The organism is Ulvibacterium sp., assembly GCF_028285715.1.
Lineage (GTDB): Bacteria > Bacteroidota > Bacteroidia > Flavobacteriales > Flavobacteriaceae > Ulvibacterium.
Genome location: NZ_JANQOO010000020.1, coordinates 193,814 through 218,497 on the forward strand (window position 1 = coordinate 193,814; position 24,684 = coordinate 218,497).

Annotated in this window: 12 protein-coding genes; all 12 read right to left on the minus strand. The window is 42.5% G+C overall.

The window, feature by feature from the left end; translation table 11 throughout:
- Positions 1 to 111 precede the first annotated feature (111 nt).
- The 12 genes from Q0993_RS12445 to Q0993_RS12500 all read right to left on the minus strand — a co-directional run bounded on the left by Q0993_RS12445 (position 112) and on the right by Q0993_RS12500 (position 24,680).
- Positions 112 to 2,529 (minus strand): ABC transporter permease, encoded by a 2,418-nt coding sequence (locus Q0993_RS12445; RefSeq protein WP_299533467.1) that lies wholly within the window; start codon positions 2,527 to 2,529, stop codon positions 112 to 114.
- 36 nt (positions 2,530 to 2,565) lie between these two features.
- On the minus strand, positions 2,566 to 4,935 hold the full coding sequence (locus Q0993_RS12450; protein ID WP_299533468.1) for an ABC transporter permease: 2,370 nt from the start codon (positions 4,933 to 4,935) through the stop codon (positions 2,566 to 2,568).
- 9 nt (positions 4,936 to 4,944) lie between these two features.
- The gene (locus Q0993_RS12455; protein WP_299533469.1) at positions 4,945 to 7,323 is read right to left on the minus strand and encodes an FtsX-like permease family protein; all 2,379 of its coding nucleotides are present in this window, start codon (positions 7,321 to 7,323) and stop codon (positions 4,945 to 4,947) included.
- Between the two features lie 511 nt (positions 7,324 to 7,834).
- Positions 7,835 to 9,031 (minus strand): PKD domain-containing protein, encoded by a 1,197-nt coding sequence (locus Q0993_RS12460; RefSeq protein WP_299533470.1) that lies wholly within the window; start codon positions 9,029 to 9,031, stop codon positions 7,835 to 7,837.
- A 247-nt stretch (positions 9,032 to 9,278) separates the two neighbouring features.
- Positions 9,279 to 10,286 carry a glycosyl hydrolase gene (locus Q0993_RS12465; RefSeq protein ID WP_299533471.1) on the minus strand — a complete coding sequence of 336 codons (1,008 nt, stop codon included), beginning with the start codon at positions 10,284 to 10,286 and terminating at the stop codon, positions 9,279 to 9,281.
- Between the two features lie 100 nt (positions 10,287 to 10,386).
- Positions 10,387 to 12,816, minus strand: a complete 2,430-nt coding sequence (locus tag Q0993_RS12470) for an ABC transporter permease (RefSeq protein ID WP_299533472.1) — start codon at positions 12,814 to 12,816, stop codon at positions 10,387 to 10,389.
- Positions 12,817 to 12,905: 89 nt separating this feature from the next.
- Positions 12,906 to 15,353: an ABC transporter permease gene (locus Q0993_RS12475; protein WP_299533473.1), complete on the minus strand. Its 2,448-nt coding sequence runs from the start codon at positions 15,351 to 15,353 to the stop codon at positions 12,906 to 12,908.
- Between the two features lie 85 nt (positions 15,354 to 15,438).
- Entirely contained in the window at positions 15,439 to 17,796 is a 2,358-nt protein-coding gene (locus Q0993_RS12480; protein ID WP_299533474.1) for an ABC transporter permease, read from the minus strand.
- Between the two features lie 104 nt (positions 17,797 to 17,900).
- On the minus strand, positions 17,901 to 20,279 hold the full coding sequence (locus Q0993_RS12485; protein WP_299533475.1) for an ABC transporter permease: 2,379 nt from the start codon (positions 20,277 to 20,279) through the stop codon (positions 17,901 to 17,903).
- Positions 20,280 to 20,311: 32 nt separating this feature from the next.
- Entirely contained in the window at positions 20,312 to 21,418 is a 1,107-nt protein-coding gene (locus tag Q0993_RS12490) for a DUF2911 domain-containing protein (RefSeq protein ID WP_299533476.1), read from the minus strand.
- 50 nt (positions 21,419 to 21,468) lie between these two features.
- The gene (locus Q0993_RS12495) at positions 21,469 to 23,847 is read right to left on the minus strand and encodes an ABC transporter permease (RefSeq protein ID WP_299533477.1); all 2,379 of its coding nucleotides are present in this window, start codon (positions 23,845 to 23,847) and stop codon (positions 21,469 to 21,471) included.
- Positions 23,847 to 24,680, minus strand: coding sequence for an alpha/beta hydrolase (locus Q0993_RS12500; RefSeq protein ID WP_299533478.1), 834 nt, complete (start codon positions 24,678 to 24,680; stop codon positions 23,847 to 23,849). Before Q0993_RS12500 ends, Q0993_RS12495 begins: the two co-directional genes overlap by 1 nt.
- Between the last annotated feature and the right edge of the window lie 4 nt (positions 24,681 to 24,684).

A 24,684-nucleotide genomic window follows, 5' to 3' on the forward strand; every position in this document is an offset into this window, starting at 1 on the left:
TTTCGATGTGTAGTATGTAAAATATTTGGACAGTCTTTGTCCAAATATTTTACGGTCGGAGCTTTACGATCTTTATCCGAATATCCTGGAATATTGTTTTGGGAAAGTGCCTTATTCGTCCTTTAAGGTATCCACGGGATTCGCCACGGCAGCCTGAAAACTTTGCCAGCTTACGGTAAGCAACGCAATAGTAAGGGCAGTGAGCCCGGCTAGGGCAAAAATCCACCAACTGATGTTCGTCTTATAGGCAAAGCCTGCTAACCATTGGTTCATGGTATACCAGGAAATGGGTATGGCCATTACAAAGGCCAAACCAACCCATTTTACAAAGTCTTTGTTCAGCAACGATAAAATTTGTGCTATGGTTGCACCATTTACTTTTCGGATACCTATCTCCTTTTTTCTTTGGATACAGGTGTAGGAAGTCAATCCAAAAAGGCCCAAGGACGCTATCAGTATGGCCAAAATAGTAAAAATTTGGAAGGCGGAACCAAAGGCCCTGTCCTCGTTATATTGTGCCTCATATTTCTGGTCCAAAAAAGTATAGTTAAAGGTACTTTGGGGAAACAATTCGGTCCACTTGGCCTCAATTTGGGCAATTGCAGCTCTCATGCCCGAAGTTGTCGAAACATTATCATTAAATCGTACAAGGAGATTATCCCCATTGGACCTGTGCATCAGCATCATTGGTTCAATTCCAGTCTTTAACCCAAAATGATGATAGTCCTCTATCACCCCGGAGATCACCCAGTCCAGTCCTCCAAACTTTACAGTTTTGTTAACGGCATCTTCCATTTTGGAAATCCCCATATGTCTTACAAACTTTTCATTCAGGACAATTTGTTGGCTTTCGCCTTTAGCCGTTTTTTTGAAGGGTTCCCCAGCGACAAATTCCAGTTGCATCAATTCAAAATAATCAGGGGCCACACTGTAGTTGTACGTTATTCTTTTGTCATCACGTGTTCCATCCGGGAATGTAATTCCAACACTTGAGTTTAAAGCATCATAACCTCCTCCCGGATAGGTCCTTGCCCCAGCCGTCCGCTGTACAAAGGGGAAGTTTTCCAATTCATTCTTAAAAGTCCGTAACTTATTTACAAATAGGGAATCTGGCATGGTATTTAGTACTTGCCCACTAAAAGCTACTACTTGGTCCAAGTTTGCACCAATGGGTTGATTCTGCAAAAACTTGATTTGTTGCGTTACCACAATGGTGCCCATAAGCAAAATAATGGTGGCCAAAAACTGGCCCGTAATCAAGGCCTTTCTTATGGTCAAACCATTTTTGGAAGTCCTGATCTTTCCTTTTAGGGCCTTAGCGGGAGTATAATTACTTAACATAAAAGCTGGGTAGAGGCCGGATACCAAAGTCCCCATAACAATAAATCCGATTATTGGTAGAAATGCTTTAACCGTTGAAAAATCCAAGGTCAATTCCATTCCGATGTAGCTATTGAAAAGGGGCAGCACGATCAATATGATGACTGTTGCTATGGTTATGGCAATGAAGTTCAATAAAAACGATTCCAAAAGCGACTGCAGGACAATTTGTGGCTTTTGGGCCCCGGCTACCTTTCGTATTCCCATTTCCTTTGCTCTCTCCAAGGATTTGGCCGTTGAAAGATTTACATAATTCAACCAAGAAAGAATAATGATAATCAAGGCGATGGCCATTAAAAACCGTACCCTGCTTACACTTCCATTAGCCTCTGCTTCATAGGGTTTGTCCGAATAGAGATGAATATCCTCCAGAGGTTCAATATTATGCCTTTCATAGGGAAGGGCTTCTACTTTAAAATCCTTGATCTTTTCCTTTAGCTGACTTGCATCTGCCATGGGATCCAGTTTCAGGTAAGTGAAATACATATTCTGGTTCCAGGTATAGTCCCAATCACCTTTAAACGATTCCCAACTATAAAAAGACGTGAAGGAAATCAAAAAGTCGTTTTTTATATGTGTATTTCGAGTATCGTCCCCAAGGATTCCGGTAACGGAAAAACTTGGACTTCTTCCGTCAAATACCTTTAAGGTCTTACCTATGGCATCCTCATTGCCAAATATTTTTTCGGCCAATGATTGGGTCAACACTATGGAGTAAGGTTCGCTCAATGCCTTTTCTACATCTCCCTTGCTGAGACTTCGATTAAAAATCTCAAAGTAGGAAGGGTCGGCGAGAGATCCGACATTTTCACCATAGATGGAATTGCCTTGTAGGAGTACAACCTCACTCATCCGCCTAAGTCGTACAAAATCCAATATTTCAGGAAATTCCTCCTTTAGTGTAGGGCCACTTACGATATAGGCATTTGCGTCCCCGGGAACCCACTCACCCCCTTCCAAGTAGTCCATAAACAAACGCTGCACATTTTCAGAACCTTTGAATTTATCATAACTACGCTCATGATTTACATACAGCATGATTAAAACGAAAGAGGCAATGCCAATAGCCAGACCAAAAATGTTGATGAAGGAATACAGCTTGTTTTTAAACAGGTAACGGGTTGCAATTTTTAGGAATAGTTTGTACATAGCTCTGATTCTTAACAGGACCTGCCGGTCTATTTTTTATTCGGTTCTTAAACTCTTCACAGGATCGGCATTGGCTGATTTTAGCGATTGCCAACCTACGGTCAGTAAGGTAATCAATATGGCACAGCCTCCGGTTATTACAAATACGCTCCAGTGGATTTGGATTTTATAGGCAAAACCTTGTAGCCAGTTATTCATAAAGTAATAAGCAACTGGTGATGCTATCAATACCGCCAACAAAACCAGTTTCATTAAATCCTTGGAAATAAGTGTTATAATACTTCCCACACTTGCGCCAAGCACTTTTCGGATGCCGATCTCCTTGGTCCTTTGTTTGGCCATAAACGTAGCGAGGCCAAAAAGACCTAAACATGAAATAAGTATGGAAATAATGGCGAAATAGTAGGCCAAAATCCCAGTCAGGGTCTCACTTCTATAGGCGGCCGCGTATTTCTCATCCACAAATTCATAGTGTAAGGGCAAATCCGGTAAGGTTTCTGTAAATACGGTTTGCAACGAAGCCAAGGCCTCCTTGGTCTTTCCGGCTTGCAACTTTACAAACATATTCCCGGCATTGTCAGGATCTAAAAGAAAAACCGCTGGTTGTATAGGTTCGTACAACGATCGGTTATGAAAATCCGTGAGTACCCCGATTATCTGCCGGGGTTTACGCCATAGCTGAATGCTTTTTCCTATAGGATCTTCAATCCCCATAATCTCAATGGCCTTTTCGTTAAGAACAATATTCAAAGTATCCGTACTACCCTCCTGATAATAACTACCCTCTTTTAACGGAATATCGAATACATCTGCAAAATTATGCGCTGTCCATAACAGGGAAAATTCAATGTTTTCCTGTTCCAAAGTCTTGCCCGGCCAACTGACCCCACTGGAAGAAGCCACCATATTTAAGGGGGAGGGACCGGCCAAGGTAACATCCTCAATGGCATTGGAAGTAAGCAGTTCATTACGTACCACCTCATACTTTGCGGTCAGAGCTTTATCCTGATGGATCGATACCAATTGTTCCTTCGCAATTCCCAAATCCTTTTGATCGATATACTCGATCTGCAATCGTACCACCAGGGCTGCCACGATGAGAATTGAGGCCAATCCGAATTGTAGTACAACCAAAGCCTTTCTTAAGGATATGGTATTTTTCTGTTCCTGGCCCTGACCCTTTAATGCGGTGATAGGCCTAAAGGACGAAATGACCAGGGCCGGATAGATTCCGGAAAGCAAGGTGGCACCTACAAAAACCACAAAAACACCCAACCAAATGAGCGGTTCCGCAAAGTTCAATGAAAGTTGTTTTTCTGCCAAACCATTAACGCTTGGTAAAAGCAACAGGGTGAACATATAGGCAATCAAAAACGATATCCCGGTAATCAGGGACGTTTCGGTAAGGAATTGCCCCATAAGGTTGTTTCTTTTTGCCCCTATTACCTTGCGCACCCCTATTTCACCTGCTCTTTTGGTGGCATGGGCCGTGGATAGGTTTACAAAATTAATACATGAAATAATCAAAAGAAAAATAGCGGCCAGGGTAAATATCCTTACATATTCTACACGGCCCCCACTCACCTGAGCCTTTTCATCAAACTGATTATAGAGGTAATTGTCCGAGAATTTTTGAAGAAAACAACCCTCTTTGAATTCTCCCTTTATGTTGGCTTGAAAGAGTTTGTTCAATTTTACGGAGACTTCCCCTGGATCAGCATCGGGTCGCAATAAAAAGGCGCCTTGCATTCCGTTGTTGCCCCACTCCAGCATCCAATCATTATCATTTAGGTATTTATCAAAGCTGTAATAAAAATCATTTTGAATGGAGGATTGTTTCGGAAAATCTTGGTATACAGCCTCGACGGTAAAGTCGCCATTATCTAAAATGGTTATGCTGCTTCCTATAGCTTTTTTGCGCCAACTAGAACCCCAAAATCGTTTTGCCAGATTTTCTGAAATGGCCAGGGCCTCAGGTTTTTTATCCAATTGGGTAATATCCCCCAATAGTATCGGAAAAGAGAAACTAGAAAAGAAATCGGCATTGGCAAAGGTGCCCGAAGCCCTAAAATCAACATTATCCAACTTTAGGTTATCCTCAAAACTACGGCCTAGGGTAATGTACTTCTCAATTTCGGGCAATTGTTCCTTGGCCGTCCTAAGAAGGGGGTAGGATATTCCGGCGTATACATCCAAAATTCCTTCTTCCAAGGGAATAGTGCGTTTTACCCGGTATAGTTGATCGTCATTGGCATGAAACTTATCCATACTGAATTCATCCTGTACCCAAAGCAACATAAGAAAGGATACTGTTAAGGCAATGGAAAGCCCCAATACATTAATCGAGAAATAACCTTTATTTTTAAGGAGACTTCTCCACGCTATTTTTAGATAGTTTTTAAACATAATGCACCTTTATTCTTCTTTTAAATTATCGACAGGATTGGTCCAGACCAATTTCAACGTTTGTGTGCCCACGGAAAACCATACTAGTGCCAAAAGAAGCGCCATAGGCAAGGCAAAGAAGTACCAGTTTAAGTCAAAACGATAGGCAAATTCCTGTAGCCATTGTCCTCCTAAGTAGTAAGAAACAGGAATAGCGATGCCAAAACCAATCAATACCGGAATACTAAAGCTTTTTAAGAGCTTCCATACAAGCAGCAAGGCACTGGCCCCTAAAACCTTGCGTATGGATATTTCCTTTTTGCGTCTCTCGCACCAAAATCTGACGTAGGCGATCAACCCTAAAATCCCTATGCAGATGGAAATCATCGTAAACATATTGATGATAGCAGCAAATTGTCGGTCCTTATCATATTGGGCCTTAAAGTTGTCATCTACAAAATAGTGGTTGAAGGGGATACTGGGATACAATGTAGCCCATTTGCTTTCCAGTTTTCCCAATGTTTCTTTTACGCTGTTGGGGGCAATGGTAAGCGTAATTTTCATAAACTGTTCCGGCCATATTTTTAAGGATAATAACCCTACTTCCTCATGAAGGGATAAATAGTTAAAATCGTTCACTACCCCGATTACCGTACCATTGCCGCCCCATTGTTCAAAGGAGGCCCCCAAGATATCTTCGGGATTTTCATATCCAAAGGCCTTGACGGCAGCCTCGTTTAGGATAAGTGCCGAGGTCTCGTCCCCAGGTCCCTTTCTAAAATCCCTACCTGCTACAAGCTGCAGCCCATAGTTCTCGACAAAGCTGTAGTCTACGAGATTTAAATTTATTTCACCGTTGCTGCTCCGTCCGTTTACATCCAAAAGTTGTGTTGCTACCCCATTTGGTGTCTGTCCTGGGACATGGGAACTAAAGGTTACTGCCTCCACTCCAGGAATAGCCCCAAGTTCTTGTTTTAGAGACTCAAAGGCTGTTCCTACTGTCGAATTAGGGCCATAATCCAGCACGATTTTATGGTCGGTATCCATGCCTAAATCTTGATTTTGGATATAATTCAACTGATAATAAATGATACATGACCCTATAACCAGGGCACTGGTTATGGTAAATTGAAATACCAGTAAAGATGTCCTTGTATTCAAGATGCTGTTGTACTTACCATCCGGCTTGGGTTTATGGATGGTTGAAATCCTGGCAAACTTTATTGCTGGATAAATGCCTCCGAGTAAGGTCAATGCCAAAGGAATCAAGGGAAGTGCGGAAATAAAAAAGGGGTTCAAAAGGAAATCCGTGTCAAAATGGCCTCCCATAAGTTCTTCAAAAAATGGAAATGTCAGGAAGGCCAAAACCAGGGAAAGTACCGTAGCTAATGCCGTAAGTAACAGCGATTCTACAAAAAATTGCTTGAAAATATCGGGTTTGGAGGCCCCAATGGTCTTCTTCACGGAAACGTCCTTTGCCTCCACAGTAAGTTGTGCGGTCGTGAGATTTATAAAATTGGAGACCGCCAATAAAAGTATCATAATGCCAATGGCAAATAGGATATACAGGTTAGAACGCTTTCCTTTTGGTCCAAGTTCACCCAGCTTTGGGGAACTAAAATGTAATCCATCCAGAGGTTCGAATGAAAGTGTGTAACGATCATTGGTATTGCTCTCCTCAAGATACTGGGGAACGGTCCGTAATACTTGCTCCAAATTGGTGTTCCCTTCGTTTAACAATAGGTATGTGTTCATTGGAAACCACTCCCAATTCTCATTTACATTGGGCCTATTTTTGAGGAACGTTGCCATTGAAATCAAAAAATCAAACTGTAAGTGCGAATTAGAGGGAAGATTGCGGATTACGCCCGAAACCGTAAATGGCACATCGTCATAAAGCAAAACCTTATTCAGGGCGTTTACACTTCCAAAGTATTTTTCGGCTGTACCTTCCGTAAGAATTATTTTATCCGGACCATCCAAGGCAGCTGATGGGTTTCCTGCAACCCAATCAAAATCGAACACCTCAAAAAATGAAGGGTCTGCATAGTAAATGTTCTCGCTCTCTGAGAAGAGTTTGTTCCCATATTTAATGGCATGACTTCCATATTCCTTGTTGATACGGACAAATTCCTCCACCGTCGGGGATTGAGCCTTCACATAAGGGCCTACCGGAACGGCGCTAAGACCCAACGAAAGGTTTCCGGTCGGAGAATCAATAGTGGTATTGATCTTAACTATTTTTGCGTAATTCGCGTGAAAAGTATCATAATTCAACTCCTGATAAAGATAGATGGCAATATAAAAAAGGCTTACTATTCCTATGGCTAGGCTAAACAGTTTGGTAAAAGTGCTTCCTTTTTTGTTCCATAATTTGCGACGTGCGATTTTAATGAAGTTGAACAACATAATTTCCGTTTTTTGATGATTTTCCTTTTAGGAGATTCGTACTATGACTTTGCCAATTTGTCTAATATTTAATTGTATTTATAGTACCGATGAGGGGGCCAAGATGGCCCCCGTCTCAAGACACGCTATAAAGTGATGGAATCGAAGCCCTTAACTTTTCCTTCGATCTTCATGCCACATCCACAACATACTAACAATCAGTCTATTGCAAAATAGATTAAAAGAAAAAAGCGGCTATATGTAAAATATTTGGACAAAAGGTGTATAATATATTTACAAGGTTTGGGCGATACAATTGAGACTATGTTCTTAAAGGCAATAGGAATGGTTGGATTAATGACCCCAAAAGCAATAGTCCCATGATATGGGACTATGTTCATCATAAGATTTGGAAAAGGGATAGGAAACGAGTTTATGTTCTTCGCGAAAAATGGAATTTCAGTACCAACCTGGTTATCGGGAACCGTTTGCCCATGCTCGAGAGGTTGGAATACTTAAAAATCCTGTCAAATTATCTTTTCAAACCAACTGGTTCTTGAGAAGAAAGGGCCAAAGATGGAGACTGTACAATAAGGTTGAAAGCTACTTCCTTATAACAACCTGGATCTTTTGGACGGGCCACCCGGGCCGTAATGGTTTCTGTGCCAACATCAAGATTACTCATGTGGCTAGGGAGTGGATTACCCTTCTCATCAAAATAGGAAACAACTAGACCGCTCTGTCCGCCAAGAATGGTGGATTCAACTAAGGAGGTATCAAAAGCATAGGAGGTACCCGTATCGGTAGTGGTTTCAAAGGCAAATAGATCGTCCACAGGGTATACCGTAATACTGTCCGTAACGCTTAAGGTTGTTGTGACCTTTACTTCGCGCCATGCCTTCGTTGTAATTTTGGCCGTAATGGTATAGGTGCCTCCCGATGAAAATTCATGGTCCGGGTTGAGATCAGTAGAGTTGTTGTCTTCCGCAGAATCAGGATCTCCAAAATCCCAGGCTACAGTGGCGATTTGCTGACTATCGGTAAGATCAAAACTTGCCGATAGATCGGAGCAGGCGGAAATATAGTTGATTCGATAGTCGGAAATTCTATTGAGGGTGCCGAAAGCCTTTAAATAGTAATTGGGGGAAATTTCGCGCTGTGATACTGCCATGGTATATTCAGAAGTGGCATAATCCTTAAAGTAGGCCGAATCGGTTTCTCCCTTGGTAAAAGCCGCTTGAAGGAAATGCCCCTCTGACACAAGGGGAGTAACTTCAATAAATACTTTTTTAATTAGGGAAGGGATAATCACGGGGGCATCGAAATTGATTTGTAATTTTTGTAGGGGTGTGGGCTTTGTAAAAGGTGAGGGCATCTCGGTGAGAGTGACATCCTGACTCGATCCTATCAATTTGGCAGGGTCAAAGGACTTTGGAAAATCCCCATCAATTTCGTAAACGTTGATACGGATCATTCCTAGGGCATTCTGACCATACCATTGTCTGAATGCAATTTCTACCGAATCAAGTATAAGTTGGTCGTTTTCAGTGATGCCAAAATCTTCTAGCACAAAGGCCCTTCCGTAAGAAATACCAGGCTCATTGGACGGAGAACATTCTCCCGTTGTTTCCCCAATATTTTGGTTCAAGGTGATTTGCGCTTGGATTGAACAAGAAGTAAGTGCTAGAGTCAATGCGAAGATGAAGCAAAAGTAGTTTTGAGTTTTCATAACAGCTTGTATTTTTTGAAGTTAGTTCAAGTGAAGCCCATCTAGGGCACCACTTGTTGCTTATGGTATTGCAAGGTCTAAATTAGGGGCAAGGTCTCCGTTCTCCATGTTTCGTCATGTAAACGGCGTATGTCATCTTTTAACCGGTTAGAATACTTTCCCTGAGGTAGGGGTATTTAAGACCGCTATTTAGCACAGGGGTGATAAAAGGAATGTTCGGTAAGTTCTATCGGATAAATATTCCGGATTATTTTCGAAGCCCAATATTTTCCCTATCAATGGTTTTTTCGTAGTCATAGACATCCTTTACCTGGTCTTCGTTATTGGCAGTCTCCAGCCAATTGGACCATATCATGAACCAGGACCATTGGGGTTGTGCCTTCAGGACGTTGATTTTGGGAAGTGTCCCTACCTCCCCCAGAGCGATAGGTTTGCCCTCTGCCAAGGTCAATAATTGCTCGTAATCCTTCTGTTCATAGTCGGAATGGTATACGTCCGTGGCCAGAATATCAACATATTCATGTCCGGGATAGTAGTCCTTATAATCAAAGGCCTCATCTTCAGGAATGTCCCTAGGGCCATTGGCATTCCATACCCATATAAGATTGTTCAACTTATGGTGCTCTACCAAGCGCATAAACAGTTGTTTCCAAAGCTTGGAGAACCCTTCCGGGCCTTTTTTATCGCCCCACCAAAACCAAACCCCGTTCATTTCATGATAAGGTCGCCACAATACTGGGATATTGGCCTCTTGCAGCTTTTTAAGACTATGGGCCACATGATCCACCTGTGCCAACCATCTCTTGTGCAAGTTAGTTCCAGGGGTGGTCAAGTCTTTCCATTCGATATCTGAAATTTCGCCCTGCACGCTTTTTTTCCATGGAAATGGGGCATCGTCCGTAGGTTTGCCCACGTGCCACATTAGCGTAATTATAGCGCCTTCCTTATACTTTCGTATCGCTTCCTGGACTACCCCTTCCCCCGGGTCCTCAGAACCGCTCCAATAGAAATCGGTTCCCCACACGGCCGGGTATTTTCCACTGATCTCCCGGGCCCGATCATAATACCGCTTCGGTTCGTGATTGTAACTATGTTGTCCGGATAGGATCTTCCCATCCAGGGTGTGGATATACTGCAAAAGGGCCTTGGCTTCCTTAGTGGCATTTTTATTTACCGGTGGTATTTGCCCAAGGGCCGTGAAAGTAGATAAAACCAATATTTCGAAAACTATTTTTTGTATAAATCGCGTACACATCCTCGTTCACTTTTTAACCGGACAGGTTCATAGGATTAACGCAACTAATTTCGGCATTTCTGTCTAGAGCTACAAGGTGTCCCGCTATGTTTTTATGGCTTTATTCGGCCTTCAAACTCTTTACAGGGCTTGTACTGGCCGCCTTTATAGCTTGAAAACTTACGGTTACCGTACCAATACATATCGATATTGCTCCTGCCAAGACCAACAACCCAAATGACAACTCTATACGATATGCGAAATTTTGAAGCCATGAATCGGCCATTAACCAAGCGATAGGAGCCGCAATTACAAAAGCAATACCAATCAATCTCAGGAAATTGGTCGTTTGAAGCCCCACGATTTGTGAAACCGTTGCCCCTAAAACTTTTCTAATCCCAATTTCCTTAATACGTTGATTTATTGACAAGCGGGCCATACCCAACAATCCAATGCAACAAATGATCAGGGACAGAACGGTGGCTATATTGACCAGTTTTTGCCATTGCTGCTCCCTTTTGTACTGTTCTGCGTTCAAATCACTCAAAAAATCATAGGTAAAGACGGCATCCGGCATAATGGTCTTGTACCCCTTTTCCAATGCCTGAATAGCCTCCTGTTGCCTTGACTGTTGAAATTTGACCAAAATTTTCCCATATGGGGCTTGCAGCATGGACATAACCATTGGTTTGATAGGCTCCCTGAGCGAACCAAAATGAAAGTCCTTCACCACCCCGATTATGGTTTTCCTCTGTTGACCTTCATCATTCTCAATTAAGCTTATCGATTTTCCCACTGGATCGGATAAATTGCTCTCCTGTACAAATGTCTCGTTTACAATAACTGATTTTGTCGGGTCGGTCGTGAAATCAGGAGAGAAATTCCGCCCCAAGAGAATTGGAATTTCAACATCCGGCAAATAGTTTTCATCGACCCTCCTAAACTGAGTTTCCAATTGTCTATTATTTACAAGTACACCCCCAGAAAAATAATTATGACGATACGAGATTGATTGTATTGCCGATTCTTTGGACAATTCTTGTTTCAATACCTTGCCGATAGCGGCATGATCCCTGTTCCCTGAAATGGAAGTGGTAACGATTTGGTTGGGATTATAGCCCAAATCCTTGGTTCGTATATAATCCATTTGGTCATGGAATACAATGGCCGCAATGAGCAAAAATATACCCAATGAGAATTGAAAAACAACCAATCCACGTCCGGCTAAATTCCTGCTGCTCCATTTCAATTTGTTATAAAGCACCTCCGAAGGATTTAATTTGGAAAGGACAAAAGCCGGATAGAGTCCGGTAAGTAAAACAATCGATCCAAAAATTAAAATTAAAAAGATCCCCGCGTGGAGATTCAGTATTTCCGCAAATACAAACTGCTTATCCGTAAGCGTGTTAAAAAATGGGGTCAACACTTTTAGGACACATAGGGAAAGTAGCAATGACATTCCACAAAGCAGGCCCGATTCCATAAGGAACTGTGTAATAATTTGAGTCTTGTTGCCACCGGTTATTTTTCTAACCCCAATTTCTTTGGCCCTGTTTATGGCCGAAGCAATGTTTATATTTATAAAATTAATGGCCGCCATGAATACGATCAACAAGGCAATGGCAATAAAAACAATGGAATATAAGGGGTTGCTTGTATTAACAATCCCGGATTCACCATTGAAATCATTGTCGCTCAGGAGCGGGGTCAGGTGAACGTCCAGCATATTCTGCAAGCCATAATTGATTTTGGAATCGAAGCCATAGCGCGCAATGTTCTGTTCCACCTGATCCTTGGCGTGGATGGCAAATACACGATTAAATTTTTGTTGTATCGCTTTGAAATCCGCCGAAGGTTCCAAAACAACAAAGGTTCCCAAATACGCATTTAGCCAGTTTGTGTCTACAAAAGCAAGTTCAAGAAAGCTGAATGGCAGTAAAATATCAAATTGAATGGAAGAGTTTTTGGGAGGATTCCTTGCTACTGCCGAAATAACCAACGGTTTTTTTAATCGCTGATAGGAAGGGTTTGATTTCATATGTAGCACTTTGCCCACTACATCCGTAGTATTGAAAAGTCGCAATGCCGTAGTTTCAGAAAGTACAACAGCGTTTACCTCGTTCAACGCGGTTTGCATGTCTCCATCTAATAAGGGAAAAGTAAAGACCTCAAAAAAATTGGTGTCAACAAAAAGTGTGTTAAGGCCAAGGGTTTTCTCCCCTGCAGAAACTTCACTGCTAATTTGACCCCCCATGACACGGGCATACTTTTTGATTTCAGGTATGGCCTCCTTGAATGCCCGTCCCTGTACTTGACCCGTTGTACCTACGGTTTGGGCAATGGCCCCTTTATGTTCGACTAAGTTTGTGGTGATTCGATATAAGTTTGGATTATGGGTATGAAAATCATCGAAACTACGCTCATCGTTCCAGTAAATCAATGCAAAAAGTAAACAGGTAATAGCGACCGTAATCCCCACAATATTTATAGCGGAATAGAACCTGTTTTTCCAAAGGTTACGCCAAGCGATTTTTAGATAGTTTCTAAACATAATCCTTAATTCTATTGCCTAGGTTTTCCTGGTATACTTTGTCCCTACTCTCAAAATACGGGCCCCTGGTTTTATATCTTAAATCTTGTTTATTCCGTCCTCAAACTCTTTATGGGGTCAGCATTGGCAGCGGCAATCGTACGAATTCTGATAATTGCCATAGCAATGAACAGCATAGTGATTCCGCCCAGAAAAAAGACCCACCAACTTAGGGCCGTCTTATAGGCAAAACCCTGTAACCAATAGTCCAGGCCCCACCAAGCTATGGGTGTGGCTATGGCGAAGGCAATACCTACCAAGACTAAAAATTCCTTACAAAGCAACAGGTTTAACTGCGCCAATGAGGCACCCAATACTTTCCGAATTCCTATTTCCTTTGTCCGGCGCTCCGTTGTGTGGATGACAAGGCCCAAGAGGCCTAAACAACTGATTAGGATAGTAAGGCCGGTGGCCCATTTTAATAAGGCTGAGGTTTTGCGTTCCTGTTCATAGAACCTTGAAACGGTATCATCTATAAACCTAGGATCAAAATCGTAATCGGGATAAATGGATTTCCAAGCCTTTTCGACTAAGGCGATGTCACTGGTCAAGTCTGATGACTTGTTCCCTCCAATGGAAAAATGAATCGTGTTGAACTGTGAATGTCTGCTCCGTTCCCAATCACCGATCAAGGCCATGGGTTTAATGGCGGTTCGTAAGGAACGTTGGTAAAAGTCTTTCATCACCCCAACTATAGGATATGGCTCTCTTCCCAATATCAAGGATTGGCCTATTGCCTCCATAGGTTTCTTAAAGCCTAAAAGCTTCATATAGGTTTCATTGATGACATACTCCTTAATGGTATCGTTCAACACATCCCTCCCTGCCAATAAAGGTATTTCATAGAGTCGTCTGTAGTCGCTGTCTCCATAAAGCAATTGTATACTGGCCTGCACTTCATTTTCCCTATCCCGATAAACAATCGAGGAAGAAAAAGTGCTTCCAGAGGCCGGTGGATTTCCAGCCAAGACAACGTCCTGTATATGAGGGTCTGTTTTTAGCTTTTCCAAAAGGCGGATTCTTTTGTCGATTGAAGGCTCATTGTAAGGCGTCCTCAAATATGCAATGGCCTCGGTCTTAAATCCCATGTCCTTGGTCATCAAATAGTGGATCTGTTTACCGACCAATGCCGTAGCAATGATAAAGACTTGTGCAATAACGAATTGAAAGACGGTAAGATACTTTCGGAGGGAAGTTTTATCGCTACTTGGTAAAACTTGATTTTTAAGCACTGACACCGGTTTAAAACGGGAAAGCACCAAGGCAGGATAAAATCCGGATAACAAGGTTAATACGAACATTAAAAGGATCGCCGAAACAATCAATACCGGACTTTTAAAAAGTCCAAAGCTCACCCCTTCGGGAATAAAGTCGGAAAATACCCGTATTAACCAAGATGAAAAAAACAAGGACACAACGGCGGCGGTAACGGTCAATAGAAAAGTCTCTCCCAAAAACTGGAAAACCAGTTGTTTTTTAGAACCTCCAAGGGTTTTGCGAATACCGATTTCCTTGGCACGTTGTGTGGCTTGGGCCGTATTCAAATTAATGAAATTGATACAGCCTAAAAGAAGTAGGAACAAAGCAACAAAGGCTAAACTAATCAAAACGGGCTTACTGGCCTGGCTTCTGGTATAGTCATATGTTCCATAATTGGGGTTAAAATGGATATCGGCCAAAGGTTGTAGATAAAATCTCCTTTTCTGGCCGAATGCCACCATTTCTTCATCAAGATGTTCCGCAGCCAAAAGATCTAGCTGTCTTTGAACAGATACCACATCTGCATTTTTGTTTAGTTTTACAAATAGCTGTGATGCGCTGTTCGTACTGTTCCAGTTTGTGCTCCCCAATCTATTCTTCAGTCCATTGTCCCCTATCGTCTTGTACGAAATAAACTCCTCAAAAATGAGGTCGCTCCGGTCCTTAAAATTCTCAACAATACCACTGACATTTAAAGGTATGGTGTCATTATATATCAATACTTTACCCACAATTTCATTGGGTGATAGGTCTGGGAAATACTTTTTGGCCCTGTTTTTTGTCAACACTACTTCATTTGGGTTTGACAGGATTTTGTTTACATCTCCTGCCAACCACTTATACTGAAACAACTGAAAGTAATTGCTGTCTGTATGAATTACATTTTCAGGGTCTTTAAATAGTGTTTCGGTTTCGACATTCTCCACCTGATGCATGGAAATTGTATACAAGGGGCTTACGGTTTCTATACCGGTCAGCTCCTCCTTGAGGGCCTGCCCCAGCGGCACGGATACACCCGGATTGTAAAAATTGCCATCCGGCGAAGTGAACTCAGTGGTAACCCGATAAATACGATTACCATCCGGATGGAATTTATCAAAGGTTAAATCGAAATAGATGATTGTCCCAATAACAAAAGCGGCACTTAACCCAATGGAAAGTCCTACAATATTGATCAAGGAAAATACTTTGTTTTTCCAAAGGTTACGCCAAGCTATTTTTAAATAGTTTCTAAACATGGCTCTCGTTCTCTTAATAAATCCAATCTTTAGTTTTTAGTACAATCCCCTTTTCCCTTCGACTGCGCTCAGGGTGATACGGGGTTTATTCCGTCCGCAGACTTTTTATGGGATTGGCATTTGCCGCTTTTAGGGCCTGTAAACTAACGGTCAATAGGGCAATACAAATGGCAATGCAACCGGCAATCAAAAACACCCATCCATTAATTTCAATGCGATAAGCAAACCCTTCCAGCCACTTTTGCATCATCCACCAGGCGAATGGTCCGGAGATAAGCAGGGCTATAAATACCAGCCCTATGAAATCCTTTGATAACAATTTGACGATTCCAGCCACACTACTTCCCAAGACCTTGCGTACTCCAATTTCCTTTCGTCGCTGTTCAGCCGTATAGGACGACAATCCAAAAAGGCCCAAACAGGAAATGATGATAGCAAGAAGAGCGAACGATCGTGAAAGATTGCCTACAAGTTGTTCACTAGTGAAGATAGCATTAAAGGTGTCTTCCACAAATTCATATTCAAAGGGAAAGGCCGGGTTCTGTCTTTTCATTACGTCTTCCATTGCTGCAAGGGCCTTGGCCATAGGAACACCGGACTTGATTCTCACGTACATATTCCCGGTATATTCGGGATTGTTATAGAACATGACCGGATCGCTCGACCCGTACATATCCCCATATAAATAATCCTTTACTACCCCAATCACGGTGTATTCGGTATCGTTCCTACGTATTCGCTTGCCAATGGCACTTCCCGTGCCCATTAGTTTTGAAAAGGATTGGGTAATCAAGACGTTTTCACTATCCGTTCCAATATCGTTAGTAAAACCACGACCTTCCAAAATTTCCATCCCCGCGGTATCGAAAAAGTGAGCACTTATATATCTTTGGGAAATAAGTACGTCCCCGGTATCCTTGCCGCCCTCCCATTGAAGGCCGGAGCTGTTATTACCCCCAAAAAGTATGTTACTATTCATCAAGGCTACGTTTTCAACAGCACCAGTGGATATCATTTCCTGTCTAATGGGTCCAAAATTCATTAGTACATCCCCATTTACCGGAAGTTGAACAAGATTCTCCAGTTCATACCCCATTTCCCTACTTTTTACGTGTCGTACTTGTTGGTAGACCACAATGGTGCCAATAATAAATACTATGGAAGCCGTAAATTGGGCAATGACTAGTCCTTTACGTAGCAGGGGAGCGCTTCCTTCCTGGGCTTTCACTCCTTTCATGGTTTCAACAGGCTTAAAAGAGGATAGATAAAATGCCGGGTACCAGCCCGAAGTGAGACCACAAATAAAGGTAATGCCCAAAAGTGGAAGTAAATGGGCTACATCAAACAGAGGAAGTTGAAGTTGTTTTCCAATGAGAGTGTTGAACTCGGGCAGCAGGATCCAAATGAACAGGATGCTGGCCAGGGCCGCCAAGGATGTGGTAATCAGTGCCTCGGCCATAAATTGGACCATTAGCTTCCTCCTACCAGAACCCAAAACTTTGCGAACCCCTACCTCTTTGGCTCTTTTCTCACTTCTTGCCGTGGAAAGGTTCATAAAATTGATACAGGCAATCAATAAAATAATCAGGGCGATAAAGGAAAACAACCGGACATAGACAATTTGACCACCTACTTTTTTCCCATTCTCAAAATTAGATCTTAAACGCCAATCCTTCATGGGATGGAGAAAGGCATATCTGTCCTCTTCCCCTATTTTTGAGGGAATTAATTCGCGTACTTTGGCATCTACCATTTCAAAATCGGCTTTCGGCGAAAGCTCTACAAAAGTGTCGGCAAAACCGTTCCGGTATTCCTTCATCCACTCCTTGCCCAGCGCATACCTTTCAAAAGGAGCCGCCCATTGAAAACCAAAGGACACGTTATTGGGCAAATTTTCGTAAACCCCTGTAATACGGTAATTTGTATCGTTGTTCACCCGGACCACTCTGCCCAGGGCAGTAGTATTCCGTCCATAAAGTTGCTCGGCCGTCTCCCTGGAAATCACAATGGCATCAAAATCATCAAAGGCGGTGGCGGCATCCCCCTCAATAAAGGAAAGGCTGAACATGTCCAAAAAATCGGGGTCCACAAATCTACCGAACCTGTTAATGCCCTTTTCGCCAACCGTGAACAAAAGATTTTCCCCAGTTGTCCTAGCACTACCTACTATTCCGGGAATCTCATCTTTCATTGCCTGTGCCAAAGGTCCGGGGGTGGATTGATAAAATGTACGCCACTGACCTTCAAACCGATTGTTTGTGGGCACGTAGTACACAAGTTCCTGTTTGGGGAAAACACTATCGAAGTTTATTTCGTCCTCCACCCAAAGCAATATCAAGCCGGCACAGGTGATTCCAATGGCCAAACCAAAAATATTCAATGCACTATACCCTCTGTTTTTCCAAAGGTTGCGCCAAGCAATTTTTAGATAATTTCTATACATACTCCTTGTTTTTATTTCCTAGGTCCCCCAATTGTACTTTACCTTTGTTCCCAAATGACAAACCTGCGATCTTACGTCTTAAATCTATGATCTTACGTCCGTATTTATTCCGTCCGTAAACTTTTCACAGGATTGGCATTTGCCGCCTTTATGGCCTGAAAGCTTACAGTCAATAAGGTAATCAGCAGCGCTCCAAATATGGCAAGACCAAATACCTCCCAAGAAAGATTTACCCGGTATTCGTAGCCCTGTAGCCATCTTCCCATAAAATGATACGCAACAGGTATGGCAATGAAACAGGAAATAAGTACCAAGGCCACAAAATCCTTGGAAAGCATATGCCATAGATTGTATACAGAAGCCCCCAGCACTTTCCGTACCCCGATTTCCTTGGTCCGTTGTTCGGCCATAAACGAAGCCAAACCAAAAAGGCCCAAACCACTGATGAAAATGGCCAAAAGGGTAAAGACACCGGCCAGATTGCCCAACCGTTGTTCGGATTCGAATTTGCGCCCATATTCCTGGTCTACAAATTTGTAGTCAAAGTTTGCCGAGGGAACTATCTGGCCAAATACCGATGCGATCCGAGCGATGGCAGATTGGGTTCCTACATCAGGTTTTATTTTGATATGGACAAAATTGGTATTCGTATAATTGAGGAAAAATACGGCCTGTTTTACAGGGTTATAGGGAGAATCCGTAATCATATTCTTGGTAACGCCAATAATCTGTAGAGGTTGGCCCTGCCTAGAAATGTAGGTGCCGACAGGATTTTCCAGATCCATATACTCCACCGCACGTTCATTGATGACAATGGCAGTGGAATCCGAGGCGAATTCCCTTGAAAAATCCCGGCCCTCCACAAATTCCCATCCTATGGTTTCCCCATAATCATGGGTCACTTGAAAGACATTGAAATTTGTATCCCTGTCTGGATCTTTGCCTTGCCAATCAAATCCACCCCAGCTTGTATACGATGCAGAAAGCGGGGAGGAACATTGTGCCATTTCCTCTACTACTCCTGTATTTTTTAGTTCGGTACGTAGTAAATTGTATTTTCCGTCGTAATCCGGATTGTTCATATCCACGGTAATTAAATGGCTATGATCATAACCAATGGGCCTATCCTGAGTAAATTGAATTTGGCCAAAAACAATTATAGTCCCAATGGCCAGGACAATGGATACCGAAAGCTGAAATACTACCAAAACCTTGCGTGGCACAAAGGTGTACGAGCCAGCCTTAAATGCTCCCCTAAATGCCTTTAACGGAGTAAATGAGGATAAATACAAGGCAGGGTAACTTCCAGCCAATAAGCCTGTTAAAAGTGTAAAGGCCAAGACTATAGACCAAAACCAAGGACTACCCCATAGAATCCCCACGTTCTTATCCGCAATTTCATTGAACCAGGGAAGGGAAATCGATACAAATACGACGGCACATAGCAGGGCCATTGCGGAAACCAAAAGGGATTCTCCCAAAAATTGCCATATCAAATGTTTTCTCCCAGACCCTACTGCTTTTCTGACCCCTATTTCCTTGGCTCGTTTTTCGGACCGAGCTGTGCTGAGATTCATAAAATTGATGCAGGCCAAAAAAAGTACAAATACAGCTATCCCGATAAAAAGCCAAACAAAGGTAATGCGACCCTTGGTGGCCTTACCTTGTTCAAATTCCGCGTAGAGGTGCCACTTGTCCATGGTATGCATGAACAATTTAGGATGATACTTCTCCAACCTGGTAAATTCCTTTGGGGCATAATCGATAAAGAAATGATTAAGAGCTTTGTCCACTACTTCAAAATTGGACTCGGGTTTCAGTTCAACATACAGATTATAGGAATAATTGTCCCAGGTATCCCTGGAAGTTGCTATGCCTTGATCCTGAGCCTCAAATAAATCCCAATTCGCAAAGAACTGTACATTTTCAAAACTGGTGTTTTTGGGTAGGTCCTCATAGATGCCGGTCACTACAGCATCCATGCTGTTGTTTATTTTTATGGGCTTCCCCATAGGGTCCTCTTTCCCAAAAAGGGTCAAGGCCGCGGATTCGGATAAGACCAGTGCATTGGTTTTCTCCAAACTGGTGTGTGTACCTTCGACCATGGTAAGGGAAAGCATTTCCAAGGCCCCATCTTCTATAAATTCCCCGGTTTGGGTAAATGTCATGCCATCGGTGCCCAGTGTATAATCAAGAACCCAAAAAGCTCTTAAAATATGTTTGAAGTGGTCCTGGTAATTCTCCTTTAAAACGGTTCCGGTTACATGCATCATGGCATTACTTACCTGGATTTCACCGTTATCCTGATTTTCGGCACGTTCATAAATTTGGGCAATTCGATCATTGTTTTTATGGTAGCTATTAAAGGTAAATTCATCATGGACCCATAATCCTATTAGCATAACCACAGCCATGCCCATGGCCAAGCCGCCAATGTTTATAGCCGAATACCCTTTGTTGCGCAAAAGGTTCCTCCAAGCCATTTTTATGTGATGTTTTAACATGTAGCTCCCGTCTATTTAAAAATTTCGTTGCCTTGATTGATGTCCTTGACCAGGCCTTCGATATAGGATAGGAACATCTGATTCGTGGTTTTTCCCCGTGCCGATTTACAAAATTTCAAGGCCTTCTTTTTATCGCCCAGATGATAGTGGGCACTCACCATCCCCAAATGGGCATACACATCCTCGGGGTTTTGATCATAATTTGTTTTGGAAATTTCTAAGGCCTTTTCATGTTGTTCCATTTTATTTAGACCAATGCCGTACGAAAACAAATCCTGGGCCGTACCCATGGGCAAGGCTTTTTGCATGATTGAATCCGCCTCCTGTTCCCGGCCCAGCTTTCCAAGCAAGCCGGCATAGGTGGACAAAGTCTTAAAATTGGATTCCCCAAAATAGGAGTTTATGGAGCGATCGGCCCAATCCAGGGCCTCTTCCAAATTGATATTGTTTACGAGACAATAATTGGCCGCCATGTGTAGGTTTTGCCAATAGCGATAAAAAATACCGGAATCCACCTCTCTTCTAAAAGTCTCTACTTGCACTTCATTCAAGTCAACGGAGACCTTAAAGGGAATCTTTACCTTTTCCCATTGCAAGGAAACCACGGCACTATTCTTGGTCTGGTCGTTAAATTCGTACTTTAACCATTCCACGCTTTCATCCAGCTTTTGCACCGGAACCTCAACGCGAAGGGCATCGTCCTTTTCCTTATAATAAAAACTACCCCAAGCGGTATTGAATTTTGAAAAGATCAGAGTGCCTTTTTCCTGGCCCATAGCGATAAAAAATCCATATTTGCCTTTTGCCAAGGGCTGGTCCTCTATGAACACGTCCGAGGAAAATTCAATGGTGGTATTTTCGTTGGCCCCTGCACGCCAAGGTGCCGCCTTACTGGTACCATATCCCAAATCTGCAAATCCGTAATGGACCAGAGTGCCCCAAATCTTACCTTCCCGGCCTTTTACCCCGGGCCGGGAATACGTGATTTTGACTTCGGTAATCCCAATAAACTCCGAGACGGAGGCTTTCTTGTTCCCATCTGCGGGAAAGGTTATTTGGGCCTTCAGTCCAATCGTACAAAAGACCAATACAAGGGCGGCTAGTTGTTTTGTTTTCATTTTCTATTATTTTGTGTTTTCCAATTGTTTGGTTTCAATGTATACACTATCTATTCGGTACGCAAACTTTTAACGGGGTTTGCATTGGCCGCTTTAATCGCTTGAAAGCTTATGGTAAGCATTGCTATGGATATGGCCAAAATGCCGGATACCGCAAAGGCCCACCAACCCACCGTAATCCTATAGGCAAACTGTAACAACCAATCATTCATAGCGTACCATGCAATGGGTATTGCGAGGACAATGGCCCATATAATCAATTTCATAAAATCAGTGGACAGCAGTTTTAAAATTCCGAGCGAAGAAGATCCCAATACTTTACGAATTCCGATTTCCTTAGTCCTTAATTCCGTATTGAATGCGGCAAGGCCAAACAAGCCCAGACAGGAAATAAAAATAGCCAAAAAGGCAAAATATCTGGAGAGGCTTAAAATACGTTGTTCCGTAAGATATTGTGCATTTACCGATTGGTCTTGAAAGCCAAAGCTAAAATTGAAACCGGGGTTAAAGCTAGTGTAGATTTGCTTAAGGCTTTCAATGGTCTTTGCCGCAGTGCCCGGCCGTATTCTGACCATGGCCAAATCGAGATTGGAACCGTACCTAAATACCACAGGGGAAATGGGCTGCATTACCGAAGCCGTATGGAAGTTTTTCATTACCCCTAAAATGGTCTTATCCTCGCCCCATAGCTGTATTTTTTTGCCCACGGGATCTTTTAGGCCCATTAATCGTATGGCTTCCTCGTTAAGTACAAGATAGGTTTCAGGAGATCCCAATTCAGCCGTAAATGCACCCCCTTCCAACATTTCAATGTTCATGGTCTGTATCAGATTTTCATCTATCCGGCGAAGTACAAAATCAATTTCCAGGTTTTCCGCTTTCCCGGGCCAATCAATACCATACGTAGAAGAGCCGCCATCCTCACTAATAAGGGATTCGCTTAGGCCACCTATACTTTCTACCCCCTCAATTTTTTCAATCTCATCAAACAATACCGGTGCATTCTCATAGGCTTTTCCTTCAAGATCGAAATGAATCAAATTATCCTTTTGATACCCCATGGGTTTGCTAAGGGCAAAATTTATTTGGTCGTTAATGATCAATACCGATATGATCAATACCAAGGATGCCATAAATTGAAAGACCACCAAGCCCTTACGGGCAAATAGTTCCGTGCCTTTCCCCTGAAATTTACCCTTTAAGGTTGCCAACGGACTAAAACCGGACAAATAAAATGCAGGGTAGCTACCGGATATAAATCCTGTTGCTAGTGTACCCAAAAGAAGGATGGACATATGTTGGAAAATCAAATTCATGCCAAGCTCTTTTCCCGTAATAAAGTTAAAGACCGGTATAAGTAAAATGACCAATAACAGAGCCAATACCAATGAAAGAAAGGTAATGAAGATGGACTCCGCCAAAAACTGAATGACCAAATTTCTTTGGGTACTCCCCAAGGTCTTCTTGATCCCTATTTCCTTAAACCTACGGGAGACCCTTGCCGTGGAAAGGTTCATAAAATTGATACAGGCAATGAGCAAAACCAACATGGCAACAAAGGAAAATAGCTTTACGTAGGTAATCCTCCCTCCGCTTTGAACCCCATTCTCATAGTTCCCTTTAAGATATGTATCGGAGAACTTTCTAGAAAAAAGACTGAACGTGTTATATTCATCATATTTGTCTATGAATCTTTCGATTTTTAAATTAAAGGTGGTAATATCAACATTTGGTTTCAAAAATACATAGGTGTCCGGTCCGGTATTGGTCCATACCTGGCCATTGGTCCAAATGTCCTCCAGCAGTTTTTTACGGGTGGCCACAAAATTGAATTGCAAAGTTGAATTGTTGGGAACATTTTTAAATACACCGGTTACCTTAGCAGAATGTCCATTCCCAAAAATATTATATTCCATTGGGCGATTCATAGCGTTTTCGACCGATCCGAATAGTTTTATGGCAAAATTCTCGGAAATGACAACCGCATCTTTGTCGGATAGTACCTGAGAGGCAGTGCCACGGATCAGCGGAAAAGTAAAGGCGTCAAAAAAAGTTTTACTGGCAAAGAGCCCCTCGGTTTTAAACAGATTTTCTTCGTTTTTAAAGCTAATACTCATCCCCAACTTTCCACCATCCATAACGGTTAGGGCGTGCTCCACTTCGGGCAAATCTTTTTCCAAGGCCTCAGCAAGAGGTCCCTGTGTTCCGTCCAATACCCTGACAATACCGTTCTCTTCGCTCCTCATCATGATTTGATAAAGGTTGGGCTCGTTTGCATGAAACCTATCCACCATAGTTTCGTCCGTGACCCAAAAATAGATGAGGAAAGCGCTGGCCATTCCCGTAGAAAGTCCCAGGATATTGATTAATGAGAACAGGGGATTTCTTTTTAGGTTCCGCCATGCGATTTTTAGTTGATTTCTGAACATTACTGTTTTTTAAAAAAGGGTTCAACGACGGCCCAAACGGCGTTCCAATTGCAATAGAAAACTACATGGCCACATCCAGGGACGATGGACAAGGACGATTCCTTTATGAATCCATGTGCCTTTAACAGGGTTTCCGGATTTGAGTATTGATCTTTATCCCCTGCCATAAGCAATACGGGACATTCAATTTTTTTGAAAATCTTTTCGCTCACCACTTCATTTTCATAAAGTGCATTGAGCCATTGTAGGCTTTCGTTCCATCGTTCCGGTTCCGGCATGGCGGCTAGGCGTTTTTTGAAATATCCTCCGGCCTCCTTCATTAATTTCTCTTCGGAATATCCATAATTTACCCCGGATCCCTCTGGGCTATCTCCTGCTCCTATTACGACCATCCTTTCAACCGATTCAGGATAATCGGCCGCCATTCTGTAGGCCGTGAAGCCTCCGTCCGAAAACCCAATGACCTTTGCTTTTTCGATTTTCAAATGTTCCATAAGTTTTTTGGCATCCCTGGCGCGCTGCTCATAGGTAAATGGCTCATGTCCAATATCGGATTTTACATGTCCCCTGGTAGCCAGACAAATAACTTGATAGTTCTTTGAAAGTGAGTCGATAAAAAATTCAAACTCATTAATATAACCATAGACCCCTCCATGAAGCATAAGGATCGGTTCGCCCTCCCCGTAAATTTCATAATACAGTTTGGTATCCGTGGCGACTTCAAAATATTGGCCAACACTCTCATTGTAACCGTAGGGCACTTTAGTCCCATCCTGAGCAATTACGATAGAAAAACAGATGCCAAATAAGGCTGTAAACAGTATATTCTTCATAGGA